Here is a 20,300-nt window from a genome sequence, read left to right as displayed (position 1 = left end):
ATGCTGAAAGTATTGGTGCTTTTCCTGCTGCTGATTGCAGGTGTGGTGTTGGGGCCGATGATCGCCGGCCACCAAGGCTATGTGCTGATTCAGACCGATAACTGGAATGTTGAAACCAGTGTGACGGGCCTGGTGATCATCTTGATCCTCAGCCTGCTAGTGATTCTGTTCATTGAATGGGTTCTTCGCCGTCTGTTCCGTACCGGCGCACGTACGCGTGGTTGGTTTACCGGTCGCAAACGCCGCAGTGCGCAGCGTCACACGCAAAGTGCGCTGATGAAACTGGCGGAAGGTGACTACAAACAGGCAGAAAAACTGCTGTCGAAGAATGCTGACCATGCCGATCAGCCCGTCGCTAACTACCTGCTGGCCGCCGAAGCGGCTCAACAGCGCGGTGACGAAGTGCGAGCCAATCAGCATCTGGAGCGCGCGTCTGAGCTGTCTGAAAACGACACGATACCGGTTGAGATCACCCGCGTTCGTCTGCAACTGGCGCGTAACGAAGATCATGCCGCACGCCACGGTATTGACCGTTTGCTGGAAGTGGCTCCACGCCATCCTGAAGTTTTGCGCCTGGCTGAACAGGCTTATATTCGCACCGGCGCATGGGGCTCATTGCTTGATATTCTGCCATCGATGCAAAAATCGCAGGTGAATGACGAAGTCCAGCGTGAAGCCTTACAGCAACAAGCCTGGCTGGGTCTGATGAATCAAGCGATGGCCGATCAAGGCAGCGAAGGCCTGAAAAAATGGTGGCAAAACCAGAGCCGTAAAACGCGTCAGGAAACGGCGCTGCAGGTGGCAATGGCTGAGCATCTGATTGAGTGCGACGATCCCGATACGGCACAAAACATCGTGTTGGAAGGGCTGAAACGCCAGTATGACGATCGTCTGGTGCTGCTGATGCCGCGCATCAAAAGTGGCGATCCGCAGTCGCTGGAGAAAGCGCTGCGTCAGCAAATCAAACAGCATGGCGCCACACCGCTGCTGCACAGCACGCTGGGCCAGATGTTGATGCGTCACGGTGAGTGGCAGCAAGCAGCAGAAGCCTTCCAACAGGCCTTAGCACAGCGCCCGGATGCTTTTGATTACGCCTGGTTAGCTGATGTCTATGACCGTCTGCATCGCCCGGAAGACGCCGCTAAAATGCGCCGTGAAGGGTTGTTACTCACGCTGAAGACCAATCCTGCACCCTGATTTAACGATTGTTACTTTTGTGCACGCCGGGCTTGTCCCGGCTTTTTTTTGCCTGTTGCTGAGAGAATCGCAAAAAAAACACCTGCCATAAGCAGGTGTAAAGTCAGGTCGTTCAGACAACTGATGGTATCCGACTCAACGTAATGTCCTTCTTACTGCAGTAAAGCGTGCGCAAATACTGCCAGGCTGGACAACGGATACCGTAAGGGGCTCTGCATCATTCCCAGGTTTATGTAGCATCAGCAAACATAAGAGGTGGAATGAGCATCTACAGGATAATTATTGCATAACGCGTGCCAGAATTGCAGATACCAAGGTAAGTTATTTTAAATCAGCAAGATAGGATGAATTGAATGGAGCAGGGTGCCTGCAGTGTCGTGATTTCGCAACAATCACGTCCGCGGCTGTCGCTGATGAACGACATACTGTTTAAGGTAACGTAAGGCCGTTTAATATCAATAAGATAGGCGTCTCAGAATAGCGACAAATCGATTTTCAAATGAATACCTTCTGACTTAACATATAAGACGGGAAATACAGACGAAAAAAAACCTGCTTTTTCAAGCAGGTTTCTTAAATATGGTCGGCGAGAGAGGATTCGAACCTCCGACCCACTGGTCCCAAACCAGTTGCGCTACCAAGCTGCGCTACTCGCCGATTTTTTACTTCTTCACGCTACCGCGTAATTTTGCCTGGTGCGAAGGGAGGGACTTGAACCCTCACGTCCGTAAGAACACTAACACCTGAAGCTAGCGCGTCTACCAATTCCGCCACCATCGCATGTCCAGCAAAATCTGGGGTGGCTAATGGGACTCGAACCCACGACAACTGGAATCACAATCCAGGGCTCTACCAACTGAGCTATAGCCACCATAATTCTGGTGCGTAAGCATCTCTGCTTACTAATCACTGCATAACGCGGTCAAACAAACCACCGAAGCTCTTGCGCACAAACTAAATGGCGCGCCCGACAGGATTCGAACCTGAGACCTCTGCCTCCGGAGGGCAGCGCTCTATCCAGCTGAGCTACGGGCGCGTAGCGCCGTTGCGGATGGGCATACTACGGATTTGGCCTCATACTGTCCAGAGCTTTTTTATAAAAAAAACGCGTTTGCTTACGCTTTGTGCATTCCGTCGATAAATAGCGCGGTTTTGCTGCAGAACAGGATGGAATTGCTGAAAAAATCAGCAATATCAGAGATCGCCGCGCCAGTGGTAGCGTAAATATTTCAGCAGCTTTAACTGCCTGCGCCAGCGCGAAGGCTGACGAATCAGACGATAGAGCCACTCCAGCCCCAGATTCTGCCAAATACGAGGCGCACGCGCGACGTGACCGGTAAAGACGTCGTAGGTGCCACCCACGCCCATATAAAGAGCATGTGGCCAGCGCTCACGGCAATCACGCATCAGCAGCTCCTGGCGCGGTGATCCCTGCGCGACCGTGACTATCTTCGCCCCACTGGCAGCGATACGTGCAAACAGTGCCTCACGCTCGGCGGGGGCAAAATAGCCATCCTGGCGGCCAACGATATTCACATTCCACTGGCGACGCAGCTTGTCGCAGGTTTCATCCAGTACCGCCTGTCGGCCACCAATCAGAAACACCGGAATGCCCGTCCGCCCTGCACGCTCCATTAACGCTTCCCACAGATCTGCACCGGCGATGCGATTCACCTGTAAGTCCGGGTATTTTTTACGTAATGAGCGCACAATGCTAATGCCGTCAGGGTATTTAAATTCTGCCTCAGCAATCAGGGCGCGTAACTGCGCGTCCTCTTCCAGAGTCAGCATCTTCTCCGCATTCATCGCCACCAGCGTGCCGCTGCGCGGCTGTCCCTCAGGCAGCAGGAAATGCAGGAAGCTTGCCATATCATTAAACGCGTGAAGATCGACGCCGCGCAGGTTATAGCGCGGCTTATCGGTTTTCATGAATCATCTTCCCAAAGGTTAAGAAAGGCTGTGAAACACCGGCTCGCTGCGCGTACGAATCAGTCCCGCACGCGCTAACAGCCAGTACAGCATTTTCGCCACTGCCATACAGGCAGCAAAAATCACACAAAAGAACACCACGCGAGAGCCAAATGCATCCAACCCTTCACGAGCCAGCACAATCATGTTAAAGACTGCGCCGAAGCAGAAGCTCTGCAGGATTGCGCCACTGTAACGGTTTGACGTATCGCGACCTTGCAGATAGAGGTTATCGAACCCCTTCATCAGCCAGCCCACGGCAATCGCACCCAGCGGAATAAACCACACGCCGCCCATCACCAGCAACGAACCGATCAGCGTGGGTGAAATCGCCAGGCCCGAGTGGTTATTCAGCACTTCCCAGGTAAAGTAGTTGGCACTGTTCAGCACAATCGATGGACGACCAGGCCACAACCAACTGGGGATAAAGACATAGAAGTCACGCCAGATCGGCGCCAGCCCCTGGAAATCAATCTTGTCGTAGTTCTGCAACAACAGCGCCAGATTCTCCCAGGGTGAGAAGGTATCGCGCGTTAGATACAGGAAGGTATAGAAAGCTTCATCCCCCACCACATCCAGGTTGTAGCGGCGCAGCGCCAGCCAGAACATGCCCGCAATCGCCATCACGCCCGCCCCCACCAGCATCCACAGCGTAATCCAACCGCGCGTAATGCCAATAAACAGGAACAGGGCAAAAGCGATAATGATATTCGCGCGAGTGCCCCCCACCAGCGCGTAAGTCAGCAACCCAAACGCCACCGACACCAGCAAAAACCACAGCCACTGACGCTGTGTCGGATTGAGGAAATAGCGGATCAGCATGGCCGGGATGAAGAAGTAGAAGAAGCGCTTCAACGCCACGCCCGACACTTCACTGGAGAAAATCTGGTTGTAGGCTGAAAGCCTGAACAGCAGCAGGCCATTGTGCATAAAGAACACCGTCACAGTGCCTATCGCCACCAGAGCCAATAGCAAACAGGTGAGATGAGTTTCAACCCGATTCATCTGTAGCCAGGGTTTACGCGGCGGCGCAGTGACAGGGCGTAATCGCACTTTGTAGCTGACGTAATAGATGGCGTAAAAACTGGTGGCGGCCAGTAGCGCCTGCAGCAAGAATTCCGGCGGCACCACTTCCACATTGAAGCGGAAAACCAACACGCATGTGAGCGTAAAACCGAAGTAAAACGTCAGCAAAAACAGGATGGTAAAAAACAGGTGGAAGTTAAAGCGCACCCGTTTAAATTCCCGCCAGGTTAAGGTCAAGATAAAACCCAACGAAAACAGGTAAACCACCAGCAGACCACTAAACTGCATCAGGCTCATGTTCTCTCCCTTTCACTCAGGGTCAGCGCGTGGCGCCAGCCTGCCAGATAGCCAGGGGCGAAAAAAGCAATCGAGGATTTATCGCATTGCGCCAACTGGCGCTGCGCTTCCGCAACGCGGGCTGCATCCAGCACATCCTCACTGAACAACACCGACAAGCCCTGCTCACTGAGATCGCGCCAGAACGGGTTCTTGCGGTTCAGCACAAACGGAATATTGGCCTGGATCAGCAAACAGAGCGTGCCAATCCCCTGCTGGCGCTCGAACATAAAATAGCCGAGCTGACAGCCACTGAGCAATTGCAGATAGGTGTCAAAATCTATCTTATCGCGTAATAAGCTCACCTGACCTTGCGGGAACAGGCGCTGTGCGGCGGTAGCAATCTCTGCGATATAGGCGTGGTTGTTATCCGGGTAACCGAGCGGCACCAGCACCTTCACCTTATCGCCAAACTGAGCGTGAATCGCCTGCAACCCCTCAATATGGCGATTACTGCGATCGCCAGAGTTGCCTAAAAGCAGCGTAAAATCATCTCCATACGCCCCAGCGGGGACTGCAGCTTCTGGCATACGCGTCGGAAAATAGAGCAGTGATGTTGGCACACGGGGGTGACGTTGCTGGAAGGCATGTAAATCGCCGCGCGTGGCGAACACATGTGCCAGACGGCGCTGGGCCAGACGGCGCAGCAGATAAAACAGCTGATACTTGATGCCGCGCCCTTCCTCGTACAGATCCGCGCCCCAGATATGCCAGAACGCCTGCTGACGCCGCAGTTTGCCGCTCAGCAACGCCAGCCAGATTTGCGGATTAAACTGCCCGTGAAAGAAGAAGCGCGTTGCGCGGTCAGCCGCGCGCTGAATCACTGCCTGCGCCAGCGCGCGCTTGCTGGTGAAGGTTTCAATGTGCAGCGCAGTGTAGACCTGCAAGGCCTCTGGCGTTGTAGTCACCACCATAAACTGACGCGGCGCATCTGTTGGCAGCTCGCGGCTCATCACCTCATTAAAGAAGCGCAGCACGGTATGGTTGTGATGCGGGATATCCGATCCCAGCACGTGAAATAAAGTCATTTTTTCCGGCAATAAATCATAAAAGCGCCACAGCAAAGGGCGAAATAGAGCACGTAGGTCGCCATATAGGCTTGTGCAGCTCCGGCTGTGCCATGTAATGGGATCAGCCAATGAGAAAACGCGGTCAGCAGCGCAAACTGGCTGATTTCCGTCAATATATAGAAACGCAGCGACGCTTTGGCGATCACCAGGTATCCGAAAACATAGGCGCCGACTTTAAAGACGTCGCCACATAACTGCCAGACAAAAAGGTCGCGCATTGCGGCAAATTGCGGCGAAAACAGCAGCCAGATAGCGACATCGCGCAGCAACCAGACACAAAAACTGGCAGCCGCCACTGCAGGTAAAACAAAGCGCAGTGCGCGCCCCATCTCACGTGCAATCTGTGGTTTGCTCTCCAGCCGTGCCAGCGTAGGCAGTAACCAGACGCTGAAAGTGGCGGTGATGAACTGCAAATAGGCGTCAGAAATACTGGTGACGCCCTGCCACAACCCCACTTGCGCCCATCCCTGCTGTTGCGCCAGCAAATTACGCATCATCACCCATGCCACCGGCAGGGTGACCGAGGTGATCAGCGCCATTAGGGTAAACTTCGCCAGATTCCGCGCCAGTTCAGGCTGCCACGTCGGTTTGAGCCAGTGCAGTGGCAGCACCTGTTGATGACGCCGCAGCATCAGCAGTGCCGGGAACACCAACAGTGCCGGGACCAAAGCTAAACCCACCAGCGCACCGGGATAACCGCCCAGCCACCAGCACAGCACATAGCCCAGCACACCCACCAGGCTGCCCGCAATCAGCGCCAGCGCATTGCCGCGCGCATCGCGAAAACCTTTCAGCAACGCCAGTGTCAGATTGGCCCAGGCAATGCCAAACTGCAGAAATGCCACAATACGCACCACGTTCGCGTACTGCTCATGGCCAAACAGCGCATGGCTTATCGGCCCTGCTGCCAGTAAAAACACCAGCGCCACTAAAGTGGAGAAGCCCAGCACCATGGTTGATGCCGTGCCCGTCACGGCCCGCAGTTGCGCGGGCTGCTGCTGAAACTGCGCGACACAGGTGGTCACGCCATTAAAAATGCCTGCCCCGGCTAATACGCCCAGCACGGTGACCAACTGACGGAAGTTACCCGCCTGCCCTATTCCCTCCGGCCCAAAGCTCACCGCCAGCAGTTTCACCACCAGCAAACCGGCGACAATTTTGACCAGCGTAGAGGAGGCGGTCCAGACCGAGGCTTTTGCTAACGACATCAGGCAAAGAAGCTCAGCAGCGAACTGATCACCGTACGCTGATTGTTGTCCGATAAGTTATAGAACAGCGGCAGGCGCAGCAGGCGCTCGCTCTCTGAAGTGGTGAAGACATCATCGCCATGGAAGCGGCCAAACCGCTCGCCCGCAGGCGAAGAGTGCAGCGGAATATAGTGGAATACCGTGAGGATCTCGGCCTCTTTCATCCAATTAATCAGAGCCTGACGATCGTCGCTATCGCGCAGTTTGATATAGAACATGTGGGCGTTATGACGGCAGTGCTTCGGCACCACCGGCAACTCGATACGTCCTGCCGCTGCCAGCGGTTGCAGCGCATCATAATAGCGCTGCCACAGTCGCAAGCGCTGCTGGTTGATGCGCTCAGCCGCTTCGAGCTGTGCCCACAAGTAGGCGGCTTGCAGGTCCGCCATCAGATAGCTCGAACCGATATCGCGCCAGGTGTATTTATCCACCTGCCCACGGAAGAACTGGCTACGGTTGGTGCCCTTTTCACGGATAATCTCGGCACGTTCGACCAACTTCGCATCGTTGATCAGCGTCGCGCCCCCTTCACCCCCGGCAGTGTAGTTTTTGGTTTCATGGAAGCTAAAGCAGCCAATATGCCCAATAGTGCCCAGCGCACGCCCTTTGTACTGGGACATCACGCCTTGTGCCGCATCTTCAATCACAAACAGCTGATGCTTCGCCGCCAGCGCCATGATGCTGTCCATCTCGCAAGCTACGCCCGCGTAATGCACCGGGACAATTGCGCGGGTCTTGGCAGTAATCGCCGCTTCGATCAGGGTTTCGTCGATATTCAGAGTGTCAGGACGCACATCCACAAACACAATGGTCGCACCGCGCAGCACGAAGGCGTTAGCGGTCGAAACAAAGGTATAGCTCGGCATGATCACTTCATCACCGGGCTGGATATCGATCAGTATCGCGGCCATTTCCAGTGAGGCAGTGCATGACGGCGTCAGCAGGACTTTCTTACTGCCAAAATGTTGCTCCATCCACTGCTGACAGCGTCGGGTAAAGCCACCATCACCGCACAGTTTGCCGCTGGCCATCGCCGACTGCATATATTCAACTTCGCTGCCTACAACCGGAGGCGCATTAAATGGGATCATGAGGCATTCCTGTAAAACCAGTAAGCAGTGCTTTCAAGCCTTGCACCGCTGCGTAAATAGAGGCGCATCGCCGTAAGATTACTGAGTTGCGTGGCCACACGCAGGCGTTCAAGTTGGCGCACACGGCCCCAGTCTGCGGCAGCCAGCAACAAACGTTGTCCGATTCCCTGGCCCTGGGCATGCGGCAATACGGCCAGCAGGCCAATGCGTGCATCGCCTTCTACTTCTCGCATCGAGACAAATCCCTGCAATGCGCCACTCTCATCGCTGGCCACCAGGCATTGATGATCAAAGGTGCCGCGCACAGCATTCTCAATCCACTGCGCGTAGAAGCGACCACTGTCCTCAGGTTTGAACCAAGGGGCACGAAAACGACTCAGCTGAAATGCCTGCGAAGCCGCCTCACGTAGTGCCGGGATTTGTGCTTCACGCGCAATACGCACACCCATTTGCCGTTCGGTGCGTTTAATATTGAGCGCGAGATCCGCTTCCCCCTCAACCAGCTGAAAACCCTGCTGGCTCAGAGCATCAATTACCTCAATGCGCTCGGCAGGCACTTTGGCCTGCCACAGCGTAGCAGGCTGCTGCAGCGCTTCCTCAAGGGAGAGTTCGCCATCCAGCATCACGCGGGCACTGTTTACGCCAAAAAAATCGCTCTCCCACGTAAGGGGATTAATACTGACGCGGACGGGCATGGAGAACATCCAGCAGATATTGGCCGTAGCCGGTTTTAGTCAGCGCCTGGGCAGCCGCCAGCAGTTGATCGTCACTGAGCCAGCCATTGCGCCACGCAATCTCTTCCAGACAGGCAATCTTAAAGCCCTGCCGTTTTTCAACCGTCTGCACAAACATACTCGCTTCAATCAAGCTGTCGTGCGTACCGGTATCCAGCCAGGCAAAACCGCGCCCGAGTAACTCAACCGATAATTCACCCTGCTCAAGGTACATTTGGTTGATGGCGGTAATTTCCAGTTCTCCCCGTTCAGAGGGCTGCACCTGTTTGGCAAACTCCACCACGCGGTTGTCGTAGAAATAAAGTCCTGTCACTGCCCAGCGAGATTTGGGTTGCTTTGGCTTTTCCTCAATTGAAAGCGCGTTAAAGTCATCATCAAACTCAACGACACCAAAACGTTCAGGATCCATGACCTGATAGGCAAAGACTGTGGCCCCCGTGCTGCGCGCGGCTACTTTTTTCAGTTTAGGGCTGAAGCCTTGACCAAAATAGAGGTTATCGCCCAGCACCAGACAGCAGCTGTCATCACCAATGAAATCTTCACCGATAATAAATGCCTGCGCTAATCCATCCGGGCTGGGTTGTTCGGCAAACTGCAGTTGCAGCCCGAATTCGCTGCCATCCCCCAGCAGACGCTCAAAATGCGCTCGGTCTTCCGGGGTCGTGATGATCAGGATCTCGCGAATACCCGCCAACATCAGCACCGACAGCGGATAGTAAATCATCGGTTTGTCGTATACCGGCAGCAATTGCTTCGAGATAGCACGGGTGATGGGATGTAAACGCGTGCCCGATCCCCCTGCCAGAATGATACCTTTCATCGATGCTTCTCCTGAATGACGCTTTAGCGCGGAGTGGCTAAACCCATCCGCTCACCACGATAGCTGCCGTTGAGAATCGCCTGCCACCATGACGGATTGGCCAGATACCACTGCACGGTTTTACGAATGCCACTTTCAAAGGTTTCCTGTGGCGTCCATCCCAACTCACGCGCAATTTTGCTGGCATCAATGGCGTAACGTTGATCGTGACCTGGCCTGTCAGTGACAAAAGTAATCAGATCGCGATAGCGCGTCAGGTGTGCCGCTCGCTGCTGCGGTGCCAGCTCGTCTAGCAAATCGCACAGCGTTTCCACCACCTCAATATTACGGCGTTCGTTGTGCCCGCCAATATTGTAGGTTTCCCCGACTTTGCCGTTGCTCACCACGCTATAGAGCGCGCGCGCGTGGTCTTCAACGTACAACCAGTCACGAATCTGGCTGCCATTGCCATACACCGGCAGCGGTTTGCCCGCCAGCGCATTGATGATGGTGAGCGGAATCAGCTTTTCTGGAAAATGGTAAGGACCATAATTGTTGGAACAGTTGGTGACGATAATCGGCAAGCCATAAGTGCGTAGCCAGGCCCGAACTAAATGATCGCTACTGGCCTTAGTGGCGGAATAAGGACTACTCGGTGCGTACTGTGTCGTTTCAGTAAAGAAATCATCACTACCGTGCAAATCGCCAAACACTTCGTCGGTGGAAATATGGTGGAAAATGAAGCCTTTCTTGCGCTCATCGTCCATTACATTCCAGTAATGGCGTGCCGCTTCCAGCAACTGATAGGTGCCGACAATATTGGTTTCGACGAAGGCAATTGGCCCATCAATCGAACGGTCGACGTGACTTTCAGCCGCCAGATGCATAATGCAATCAGGCTGATGCTGTGCCATGACGCGGTCCAGTTCAGCACGATCGCAGATATCAACCTGTTCAAAAGCAAAACGCGCACTCTGCTGCACAGGTGCCAGAGAGGCTAAATTCCCGGCATAGCTGAGTTTATCCACCACCACGACACGATGGTCAGTCTGCTCAATCAGGAAACGCACCAGCGCAGAACCGATAAATCCGGCGCCTCCGGTGACCAGGAACTGTTTCATCGCCAGACACCCTTAGTATCGACGACCCACGGCTGCGCGATGCGGCTCGCGTCAATCGCGCGGAATTGGGCGTGATCGACCAACATCACCAGAATATCCGCCTGTTGCAGCGCATTTTCAGTTGAAACCAGCGTGGCCTCTTGCGCCAGGCGCGCGGGGATCTCTTCGATATGCGGCTCCACCACCAGCGTCGGGCCGCTGTGCCATTCCGCAATCAGATACGCCACCGTCATGGCTGGGCTTTCGCGCAAATCGTCAATGTTGGGTTTGAATGCCAGACCAAAGCAGGCAATCGTCACTTCGCTCGCGCGCTTGCCGCTGGCGGTCAGACATTCGGCAAGCTGCTGTTTGACTTGATCCAGCACCCAGGTCGGCTTCGCATCATTCACTTCACGCGCCGTGCGGATTAAGCGCGCCAAATCAGGGTTCTGCGCCACGATAAACCAAGGATCGACCGCGATGCAGTGGCCGCCAACGCCGGGGCCGGGTTGCAAAATATTGACGCGAGGATGGCGGTTCGCCAGCGCAATCAGCTCCCACACATTGATCGCTTGTTCAGCACAAATCAGCGACAGCTCGTTGGCGAAAGCGATGTTCACATCGCGGAAGCTGTTTTCAGTGAGTTTGCACATCTCGGCGGTGCGGGCATTGGTTTCAACACATTCACCGTGCAAGAAGATTCGATACAGCTCACTGGCACGTGCCGAACAGGCAGGCGTCATGCCGCCGATTACCCGATCGTTTTCCAGCAGTTCAACCATCACTTTGCCGGGCAATACGCGCTCGGGGCAGTAAGCGATAAACACGTTGCAGTCATCACCGTGCTGCGGAAAACGCAGATCGGGGCGTGACTCAGCCAGCCATGCTGCCATTTGTTCCGTGGTTCCCACCGGAGAGGTGGATTCCAGAATAACGAGATCACCCGCTTTAAGCACCGGTGCAATCGACAGCGCCGCCGCCTGCACATAACTGAGATCGGGCTGATGATCGCCGATAAAAGGCGTGGGCACGGCGATCAGGTAGGCATCGGCGGCTTCAGCCTGAGTTGTCGCACGCAGATGACCGGCCAGCACGGCGTCCCGCACCACATCACCCAGCTCGGGTTCAACAATGTGGATGTCACCGCGGTTAATGGTGTCGACCGCGCGAACATTGATGTCCACGCCGATCACGCGCTTTCCCTTTGAGGCAAAAACAGCTGCCGTTGGCAGCCCAATGTAGCCCAGTCCGATAACGGAAATGGTATTAAGACTCATCATTATGCTCTGTATTGTTTGAGTGCCTGCAAGATGCGCGCGCAGGCCTGACCATCGCCGTACGGATTATGTGCACGACTCATGACCTGCCAGGCGTCATCATCCTGTAGCAACACGCTGACTTCTGCGACGATACGATTCACGTCAGTGCCAACCAGCTTCACCGTACCGGCATCCACCGCTTCCGGACGCTCAGTGGTGTCACGCATCACCAGCACCGGTTTGCCCAGCGAAGGGGCCTCTTCCTGGATGCCGCCGGAATCAGTCAGAATCAGCCAGGAACGGTTCATCAGCCAGACAAACGGCAAATACTCTTGCGGCTCAATCAGGATGATATTGTCGATACCGCTGAGAATGCGGTTAACCGGCTCACTGACGTTAGGATTGAGATGGACAGGATAGACAATCTGCGCCTGCGGATGCTGACGCGCAATCTGCGCCAGTGCGCTGCAAATGCGTTCAAAGCCGCCACCGAAACTTTCACGGCGATGGCCGGTGACCAGAATCAGTTTCTTCTCGGCGTCCAGGAACGGATAGCGTGCCGCTAAGCGCGCATTGAGATCGACATCATCCAACACGCGATCGCGCACCCACAGCAACGCATCAATCACCGTATTACCGGTGACAAAAATACGCGCATCGGGGAGATTTTCGCGCAGCAGGTTCTGTCGTGAATTTTCCGTTGGCGTAAAGTGGTAACTGGCTAAATGCCCGGTCAAGGTGCGGTTGGCTTCTTCCGGCCAAGGCGACATCAGGTTGCCGGTGCGTAAACCCGCTTCCACATGCCCGACCGGAATCTGATGGTAAAACGCGGCCAGGCTGGCAGCGAAAGTGGTGGTGGTATCCCCGTGCACCAACACTAAATCGGGCTGAAAATCGGCCAACACCGTTTTCATACCTTGCAAAATACGGCTGGTAATCTCTGTCAGCCCCTGCTCCGGGCGCATGATATTGAGATCGTAATCAGGTTGCAGCTTGAACAGCCGCAGCACCTGATCGAGCATTTCACGATGCTGCGCCGTCACGCATAAGCGGGCGTCAAACGCAGGATCTTCCGCCAGTGCCTGCACCAGCGGAGCCATTTTGATCGCCTCAGGACGTGTGCCAAATACGGTCAGAACTTTCACGTGGCTTCTCTTAATGGCTGGTTGGTAACGTTGAACGAGGACGGCGCACCAGCGCGACACCTGAACCCACCAGCGCACCGATCACGCCCCACATGATCATCATAAACACCCGGCGCGGACTGTCGCGCGAAACCGGTTCTTCCGGGGTGCGCAGGTAGCGATAAGTCTGGAACGGTTTGTCCAAACGCGCGCCCGCTTGCAGCGTACCCAGCATCGCCCTGTTTTGATCATAGCTTAAATCGTAAGCGGGACCGCTCGCCTGTAGCGTATCCAACTGCGCCTGCAGCATTTGCTGACCCAACAGGAACCGGTCGCTATCGGGCAGCGCTTCACCGGTGGCAGGTGCGCGATTCTCTTTGATGCCCTGCTGGCTGGCCACTTTCAATGCTTGTTCAATACGTTGACGCTGGCGGTCAAACACCGACTGCGCCACTTCCTGCTGGCGATTCACCTGCGCCAGCAGTTGTGCACTGCGCGCCTGCCATGCACCTTTCAGCTCGGCATTGAGATGACGCGCCGCACGCTCGCTGGCATAGGCGATGTATTGACGCAGTAAATTGTTGGCGTCGCTGGCAGTTTCGGCAATCAGTTTGATGTTATCCAGCGTGTTGTGCGCCGCATCCGCAGGCGTGAACTGGATATTGGTGATCATGTCGTCGAGCAGAGCTGCGTCGTTGTGGGCGTTGCCACTTTTGCGGCTTTTGTAGTACTCGGTTTGCTGCCAGAAGTCACGACGCGTATCCCAGGAGGCCAGTTGCATGGTGAACTCCTGATACACCTCATCCATCACCGTAGGGGCCGGCGTATTGAGATTGAGCGTATTGGTGCGCACATCAAGATTATTGAGAAACTGCTGCTGCACGAAGAAATCGCCCAGCATATTCACCGTTGGGCGATCGGTCACCGCCGTGGTGCTCCACGCTTGTCTCATCAACATCGATGCCAGCCACGCCAGCATGGCAAACAGCAGCGCACAGCCGATAATCCAGCGCTTGCCGCGCCATAGCGTGCAGCCCAGGCCGCGCACATCCAGTTCGTTCTCCACAACCACAGAGGTCATAACAAAAGTCCTTATCCGGGTACTGATCGGGTAATTTATTTTTTATCTTCGCTGCTACTTTGCCAGCGACGTTTTATGCGACGGATTTTGCGTGCCACACGCCAGGCGTGTTTCAGGCAATAGCCGTAAAGGAAGAATGCCATCAGGAACAACACCAGCATCACCCACTCGGGGATGAAGGCAAGGTATTCACCCAATACGCCAATGCCTGCCAAAATCGCGGCGGCCACGGTGATCAACACAAACGCCTGACGTGAAGTAAAACCTGCGCGCATGATCAAATGGTGAATGTGCTGGCGGTCAGCAGAAAACGGGCTCATGCCTTTACGTAAGCGGCGATACATAATGGCCACCATGTCCATTAACGGAATGGCAATCAGCCACAATGCTGTGACAGGGGTAATCGGATGACTCAGGCCCTGCGTGGTTTCCAGCAGAATCCAGATAATGGTAAAACCGATCATGGTGCTGCCAGCATCGCCCATAAACACTTTATAGCGGCGACCAATCAGACCAAGGTTCAATAAGATATAGGGAATAGTGGCCGCAATCATGGCGAAGCACCACATCGCGAGGCTGGTCTGACCGTCGAAATAGAGGATGATGCCCATCGCCGCAAAAGTGACGCTGGCAAGGCCCCCCAGCAGGCCGTCAATCCCATCAACCATATTGAAGGCGTTGATCGCTGCCCAGACGGCAAACAGTGTGAGCACATAGCCAAAAGGCCCGACAACCAACTCCACAGGACCGATGATAAAGCCGAGGCTCAACAGATACAGCTTGGCACCGACCATCATCACAATGGCGACGGCTGCCTGCACTAACGCGCGAATTTTAACGCTGATGTCGAAGCGATCGTCCAGTGCACCGACCAGCACCAGCACACCTGCGCACGCAAGATAGAGTGAGGCATGGGGCAAATAATAATCTGAAATAGCGAAAGCAAAGCAGATCCCCGCATAAACGGAAATCCCGCCCACTAAGGGAATGGCGCCATGGTGTCGTTTTCTTGAATTAGGCGTGTCCACCAGCCCAATTTTTTTAGCTGCTTTGCGAGCAAAAAATAGGAACACTAAGGTAAAAAGAAAAACTAAACCCAGCTCAGTACTCATAGTGAGTAAATTCACGTTAACGCTCTCAGCTAAAATCATCGACAACAATAAGCAAGATCCTTGCCATTGCCGTATATCCTTTGTCCGAATTCTGCCTGCGAAAAGTCTGATTGCTGAATAAAGCAGCACCTTTCTGGCACAATCATCATAATGCTTCCTGACTGGGCTAATCCTAATGCCCATAAATGAAAAACGCCACGTTAAGACGTGGCGTTAGCAATAAATCCTGGCAAAGTGTGCGACCGAATCGCTTCGCTTAGCGATTCACGTTCGCCAACTTATGAACGCTTCATCATATCGAAGAATTCATCATTGGTTTTGGTCATCGCCAGTTTATTGATGAGGAACTCCATCGCGTCGATTTCACCCATTGGATGGATAATTTTGCGCAGGATCCACATCTTCTGCAGTTCTTCCTGAGAAGTCAGCAGCTCTTCTTTACGGGTACCGGAGCGATTGTAATCGATAGCCGGGAACACACGTTTTTCCGCAATTTTACGCGACAGGTGCAGTTCCATGTTACCTGTACCTTTAAATTCTTCGTAAATCACTTCATCCATCTTCGAACCGGTATCAACCAGCGCGGTCGCGATGATGGTCAGGCTGCCGCCCTCTTCCACGTTACGTGCCGCACCGAAGAAACGCTTTGGACGGTGCAGGGCGTTAGCATCCACACCACCGGTCAAGACTTTACCGGAAGCGGGAACCACGGTGTTATAAGCACGGGCCAGACGAGTGATGGAGTCAAGCAGGATGATAACGTCTTTTTTATGCTCAACCAGGCGCTTAGCCTTCTCGATCACCATCTCAGCAACCTGAACGTGGCGTGATGCTGGTTCGTCAAAGGTAGAAGCAATCACTTCGCCTTTTACCAGACGCTGCATCTCGGTCACTTCTTCCGGACGCTCGTCAATCAGCAGCACCATCAACACGCAATCCGGGTAGTTGTAAGCAATGCTCTGCGCAATGTTCTGCAGCAGCATGGTTTTACCGGCTTTCGGTGGTGCCACGATCAGACCACGTTGGCCACGGCCAATTGGCGAAGCCAGGTCGAGTACACGTGCGGTCAAATCTTCGGTTGAGCCATTACCGCGCTCCATACGCAGACGATTGTTTGCGTGCAGTGGCGTGAGGTTTTCGAACAGAATCTTATTACGCGCGTTTTCCGGCTTGTCGTAGTTAACTTCGTTAACTTTCAACAGTGCAAAGTAACGTTCACCCTCTTTTGGTGGGCGAATTTTGCCAGAAATGGTGTCACCAGTGCGGAGGTTGAAGCGGCGGATTTGGCTGGGAGAAACGTAGATATCATCGGGACCGGCGAGGTAGGAGCTGTCTCCAGAACGGAGGAAACCAAATCCGTCCTGCAATATCTCCAGCACACCATCACCAAAGATGTCTTCGCCACTTTTGGCATGCTGCTTCAGGATAGAGAAAATAATATCCTGCTTGCGCATACGTGCCTGGTTTTCCAGACCCATATTTTCGCCGAGGGTAATCAGCTCAGAAACCGGCGTATTCTTTAATTCGGTAAGATTCATAGTGAGGGTTCTTAAACTCGGGGTAATTCTCGAAATGATTGTCGTGAGTGGTATGGCAAAAATTCCATGCCTGTTAATGGCTCTTTTTCAACTCTACTCGACGATTATCGTCAGGTGTGGCGATAGGAAACGAAGAGACGGTCGAAAGGTGATGCCGAATGTGCTAGTCATCAGATTGCCAAACCACGATAACGTTCAATGCGAGCAGGGTCTGACAAGGGAAAACTTTAGATGCAAACTACAAGGTAAGTGCGTAATGCAGTAAGGTCAACTTAACACGCCTGAAAGAGGACGTCCAGCAGTGGCGAAAAAATTCACCACTGCGGAACAACACCGCGCTGGACTTAGGCCAGGTTAGCGTTCAGGAACTCTTTCAGCTGACCTTTAGACAGGGCGCCGACTTTGGTCGCAGCCACTTCGCCGTTCTTGAACAGCAGCAGTGTCGGGATACCACGAATGCCGTACTTAGGCGCAGTGCCCGGGTTGTCATCAATGTTCAACTTGGCGATGGTAAGCTTACCTTCGTACTCTTCTGCGACTTCGTCGAGAATGGGGGCGATCATTTTGCAAGGACCACACCATTCAGCCCAGAAATCTACCAGAGTGACACCTTCTGCTTTCAACACGTCGGTGTCGAAACTGTCATCGGTCAAGTGAACGATTTTATCGCTGCTCATGTTTAACTCCAAAGATTGTGCCTGGCGAATTGGCGTAAAATATACCAACGTAGGATGACTTTATTTCATCGGATACGCTTTCGTAAAGCGCTAGTAAGCTGATATTCTACCACACTATGAGCAAAACACACTTAACTGAACAGAAGTTTTCCGACTTCGCCCTGCACCCACAGGTAGTGGAAGCCCTTGATAAAAAAGGCTTTCATAACTGCACGCCTATCCAGGCGCTCGCATTGCCTTTTGCGCTTTCAGGGCGTGATGTTGCGGGTCAGGCGCAAACCGGTACGGGCAAAACGATGGCGTTCCTGACGTCAACGTTTCATCATCTTCTTTCTCATCCAGCCGCCGAAGGCCGCCAGATCAACCAGCCGCGCGCGCTGATCCTGGCCCCTACGCGTGAACTTGCGGTGCAGATTCACGCCGATGCTGAGCAACTGTCGCAGGTGACAGGTCTGAAGTTGGGCCTTGCCTACGGTGGCGACGGCTACGACAAACAGCTGAAAGTGTTAGCGGAAGGCGTCGATATTCTGGTGGGCACCACCGGACGCCTTATCGATTATGCTAAACAGAATCATGTCAATCTCGGTGCGATTCAGGTCATGGTCCTGGATGAAGCCGACCGCATGTTCGACCTCGGCTTTATTAAAGATATTCGCTGGCTGTTCCGCCGCATGCCGCCGGCCACCCAGCGTCTGAGCATGCTGTTCTCCGCGACCCTTTCTTACCGCGTACGTGAACTGGCGTTTGAACACATGAACAACGCCGAGTACGTTGAAGTTGAGCCTGAGCAGAAAACAGGCCACCGCATCAAAGAAGAACTTTTCTATCCTTCTAATGAAGAAAAGATGCGTCTGCTGCAAACCTTGCTGGAAGAAGAATGGCCAGATCGCGCCATTATTTTCGCCAACACCAAACACCGCTGTGAAGATATCTGGGGCCACCTGGCCGCTGATGGTCACCGCGTGGGCTTGCTGACAGGGGATGTGGCTCAGAAGAAACGTCTGCGCATTCTGGATGATTTCACCAAAGGTGATGTCGATATCCTGGTCGCAACGGATGTTGCCGCACGCGGTCTGCACATTCCTGCCGTCACCCACGTGTTCAACTACGATCTGCCTGACGACCGCGAAGACTACGTTCACCGTATTGGCCGTACCGGTCGTGCCGGTGCCAGCGGACACTCAATCAGCCTGGCTTGTGAAGAGTACGCCCTGAACCTGCCTGCGATTGAAGAGTATATCGGCCACGGCATTCCGGTGAGCAAGTACAACAGCGAAGCACTGATGAGTGAACTGCCTCCGCCTAAACGCCTGCAGCGCAGCCGTTCAGGTAATGGCCCACGCCGTGGCGGAAACAACAGTAACCGTCGGAGCGGTGCACCGCGTAATAACAACCGTAAACGTTCGAGTTAAGCACACCATGCTGAGCGCATCGTCACTTTATGCTGCGATTGATTTAGGTTCTAACAGCTTTCATATGTTGGTGGTGCGCGAGGTATCCGGCAGTATTCAGACCGTTGCGCGGATTAAACGCAAAGTGCGCCTGGCTGCCGGGCTGGACAAAGCCAATCAGCTCTCCATCGAAGCGATGCAGCGCGGATGGCAATGTCTAAAGCTTTTCTCCGAACAATTGCAAGACATCCCGCCTGAGCAAATCCGCGTGGTGGCAACCGCGACGCTGCGTATTGCCGAAAATGCACAAGATTTCCTGACCACTGCTGAAGAGATTCTGGGCTGCCCGGTGAATGTCATCAGCGGCGAGGAAGAAGCGCGTCTGATTTATCAAGGCGTTGCCCATACCACCGGCGGTTCCGATCAGCGATTGGTGGTGGATATCGGCGGAGGCAGTACCGAACTGGTCACCGGTGAAGGTTCGCACGCGACCACGCTGTTTAGCTTGTCGATGGGCTGCGTCACCTGGCTGGAACGTTACTTTGGCGATCGCCATCTGGCGAAAGAGAATTTCGAGCAGGCCGAACGGGCGGCGCGCGAGATTATTCGCCCAGTCTCTGCCGCCCTGCGGGAAAATGGCTGGCAGATCTGCGTGGGCGCCTCCGGCACCGTGCAGGCACTGCAGGAAATCATGGTGGCGCAGGGGATGGATGAACGCATCACCCTGAGTAAGCTGCAGCAGTTAAAACAGCGCGCCATTCAGTGCGGGAAGCTGGAAGAACTGGAAATTGAAGGATTGACGCTGGAGCGTGCTCTGGTGTTCCCAAGTGGCCTTTCCATTCTCATCGCCATCTTCCACGAACTCAATATCGACAGCATGACGTTGGCCGGTGGTGCGCTTCGCGAAGGTTTGGTGTACGGCATGCTGCATCTACCGATCGATCGCGATATCCGCAGTCGAACATTGCAGAACGTCCAGCGCCGCTTCTCCATTGATGTGGAACAAGCCGGCCGCGTGCGTCAGTTGGCAGAGAGCTTTTTCCGCCAGGTGAGCAGCAGTTGGAAGCTGGATAACCGATGTCGTGACCTGCTATTAAGTGCCTGTTCTATCCACGAAATTGGCCTGAGCGTCGATTTTCGTCAGGCGCCACAGCACGCCGCTTATCTGATTCGTCATCTCGACCTTCCTGGCTTTACTCCCGCCCAGAAAAAAATGTTGGCCTGTATGCTGCAAAACCAGAGCGGCAGTATCGATCTGGGCTTGTTGACGCAACAGAACGCCGTACCACCGCGCATGGCTGAACGTTTGAGTCGCTTGTTACGTCTGGCGATTATCTTCTCCAGTCGCCGTCGCGATGACACGCTGCCCGCGGTACGTTTACAGGCCGATGATGATGCACTGCATTTGACGCTGCCCGCTGGCTGGCTGGATGCTCATCCGCTGCGAGCTGAGTTGTTAGAACAGGAGAGTCACTATCAGTCCTACGTACACTGGCTACTTACTATCTCTTGATCGAACCGGCTGCGCTTGCTGATGCTGCGTTGAAAAG

Annotated in this window: 17 protein-coding genes and 4 tRNA genes; 3 read left to right on the top strand and 18 right to left on the bottom strand. The window is 54.2% G+C overall.

The window, feature by feature from the left end:
• Positions 1-1,197 carry a protoheme IX biogenesis protein HemY gene (gene hemY, locus QMZ30_RS19510; RefSeq protein WP_283228647.1) on the top strand — a complete coding sequence of 399 codons (1,197 nt, stop codon included), beginning with the start codon at positions 1-3 and terminating at the stop codon, positions 1,195-1,197.
• A 580-nt stretch (positions 1,198-1,777) separates the two neighbouring features.
• On the opposite strand, the gene QMZ30_RS19505 is transcribed toward hemY, so the two are convergent.
• The 18 genes from QMZ30_RS19505 to trxA form a co-directional block, all read right to left on the bottom strand.
• Positions 1,778-1,854: transfer RNA gene (locus QMZ30_RS19505), tRNA-Pro, on the bottom strand.
• Between the two features lie 36 nt (positions 1,855-1,890).
• A tRNA-Leu gene (locus tag QMZ30_RS19500) sits at positions 1,891-1,977 on the bottom strand.
• Between the two features lie 15 nt (positions 1,978-1,992).
• Positions 1,993-2,068 (bottom strand) — tRNA-His (locus QMZ30_RS19495).
• A gap of 88 nt (positions 2,069-2,156) precedes the next feature.
• Positions 2,157-2,233, bottom strand: a tRNA-Arg gene (locus QMZ30_RS19490).
• A 158-nt stretch (positions 2,234-2,391) separates the two neighbouring features.
• Positions 2,392-3,126 carry a lipopolysaccharide N-acetylmannosaminouronosyltransferase gene (wecG, locus tag QMZ30_RS19485; RefSeq protein ID WP_283228646.1) on the bottom strand — a complete coding sequence of 245 codons (735 nt, stop codon included), beginning with the start codon at positions 3,124-3,126 and terminating at the stop codon, positions 2,392-2,394.
• An 18-nt stretch (positions 3,127-3,144) separates the two neighbouring features.
• Complete coding sequence (wzyE, locus tag QMZ30_RS19480) at positions 3,145-4,488, bottom strand: ECA oligosaccharide polymerase (protein ID WP_283228645.1); 1,344 nt, start codon at positions 4,486-4,488, stop codon at positions 3,145-3,147.
• Positions 4,485-5,555, bottom strand: a complete 1,071-nt coding sequence (gene wecF, locus QMZ30_RS19475; RefSeq protein WP_283228644.1) for a TDP-N-acetylfucosamine:lipid II N-acetylfucosaminyltransferase — start codon at positions 5,553-5,555, stop codon at positions 4,485-4,487. Before wecF ends, wzyE begins: the two co-directional genes overlap by 4 nt.
• On the bottom strand, positions 5,552-6,805 hold the full coding sequence (wzxE, locus tag QMZ30_RS19470) for a lipid III flippase WzxE (RefSeq protein WP_283228643.1): 1,254 nt from the start codon (positions 6,803-6,805) through the stop codon (positions 5,552-5,554). The genes wecF and wzxE overlap by 4 nt, the downstream gene beginning before the upstream one ends.
• The gene (rffA, locus tag QMZ30_RS19465; protein WP_283228642.1) at positions 6,805-7,935 is read right to left on the bottom strand and encodes a dTDP-4-amino-4,6-dideoxygalactose transaminase; all 1,131 of its coding nucleotides are present in this window, start codon (positions 7,933-7,935) and stop codon (positions 6,805-6,807) included. The genes wzxE and rffA overlap by 1 nt, the downstream gene beginning before the upstream one ends.
• Positions 7,932-8,630 (bottom strand): dTDP-4-amino-4,6-dideoxy-D-galactose acyltransferase, encoded by a 699-nt coding sequence (rffC, locus tag QMZ30_RS19460; protein WP_283228641.1) that lies wholly within the window; start codon positions 8,628-8,630, stop codon positions 7,932-7,934. The genes rffA and rffC overlap by 4 nt, the downstream gene beginning before the upstream one ends.
• The gene (rfbA, locus tag QMZ30_RS19455; RefSeq protein WP_283228640.1) at positions 8,608-9,489 is read right to left on the bottom strand and encodes a glucose-1-phosphate thymidylyltransferase RfbA; all 882 of its coding nucleotides are present in this window, start codon (positions 9,487-9,489) and stop codon (positions 8,608-8,610) included. The genes rffC and rfbA overlap by 23 nt, the downstream gene beginning before the upstream one ends.
• 23 nt (positions 9,490-9,512) lie before the next feature.
• On the bottom strand, positions 9,513-10,589 hold the full coding sequence (gene rffG, locus QMZ30_RS19450; RefSeq protein WP_283228639.1) for a dTDP-glucose 4,6-dehydratase: 1,077 nt from the start codon (positions 10,587-10,589) through the stop codon (positions 9,513-9,515).
• Entirely contained in the window at positions 10,586-11,845 is a 1,260-nt protein-coding gene (wecC, locus tag QMZ30_RS19445; RefSeq protein WP_283228672.1) for a UDP-N-acetyl-D-mannosamine dehydrogenase, read from the bottom strand. The genes rffG and wecC overlap by 4 nt, the downstream gene beginning before the upstream one ends.
• A gap of 2 nt (positions 11,846-11,847) precedes the next feature.
• Complete coding sequence (gene wecB / locus QMZ30_RS19440) at positions 11,848-12,972, bottom strand: non-hydrolyzing UDP-N-acetylglucosamine 2-epimerase (protein WP_283228638.1); 1,125 nt, start codon at positions 12,970-12,972, stop codon at positions 11,848-11,850.
• A gap of 10 nt (positions 12,973-12,982) precedes the next feature.
• Positions 12,983-14,032 (bottom strand): ECA polysaccharide chain length modulation protein, encoded by a 1,050-nt coding sequence (gene wzzE / locus QMZ30_RS19435; protein ID WP_283228637.1) that lies wholly within the window; start codon positions 14,030-14,032, stop codon positions 12,983-12,985.
• 35 nt (positions 14,033-14,067) lie between these two features.
• Positions 14,068-15,144, bottom strand: a complete 1,077-nt coding sequence (gene wecA / locus QMZ30_RS19430) for a UDP-N-acetylglucosamine--undecaprenyl-phosphate N-acetylglucosaminephosphotransferase (protein ID WP_039329289.1) — start codon at positions 15,142-15,144, stop codon at positions 14,068-14,070.
• Positions 15,145-15,422: 278 nt separating this feature from the next.
• Positions 15,423-16,682, bottom strand: a complete 1,260-nt coding sequence (gene rho / locus QMZ30_RS19425; protein WP_039329193.1) for a transcription termination factor Rho — start codon at positions 16,680-16,682, stop codon at positions 15,423-15,425.
• Between the two features lie 344 nt (positions 16,683-17,026).
• The gene (gene trxA / locus QMZ30_RS19420; protein WP_039329191.1) at positions 17,027-17,359 is read right to left on the bottom strand and encodes a thioredoxin TrxA; all 333 of its coding nucleotides are present in this window, start codon (positions 17,357-17,359) and stop codon (positions 17,027-17,029) included.
• A gap of 116 nt (positions 17,360-17,475) precedes the next feature.
• On the opposite strand from trxA, the gene rhlB reads away from it, so the two are divergent.
• Positions 17,476-18,771, top strand: coding sequence for an ATP-dependent RNA helicase RhlB (rhlB, locus tag QMZ30_RS19415; protein WP_039329190.1), 1,296 nt, complete (start codon positions 17,476-17,478; stop codon positions 18,769-18,771).
• 7 nt (positions 18,772-18,778) lie between these two features.
• Positions 18,779-20,263 carry a guanosine-5'-triphosphate,3'-diphosphate diphosphatase gene (gene gppA, locus QMZ30_RS19410; RefSeq protein WP_283228636.1) on the top strand — a complete coding sequence of 495 codons (1,485 nt, stop codon included), beginning with the start codon at positions 18,779-18,781 and terminating at the stop codon, positions 20,261-20,263.
• Positions 20,264-20,300 lie beyond the last annotated feature (37 nt).

It is taken from the genome of Pantoea sp. EA-12 (assembly GCF_030053355.1).
GTDB classification, from domain to species: domain Bacteria; phylum Pseudomonadota; class Gammaproteobacteria; order Enterobacterales; family Enterobacteriaceae; genus Pantoea; species Pantoea vagans_C.
This window is presented reverse-complemented; position numbering and strand designations above follow the sequence as displayed.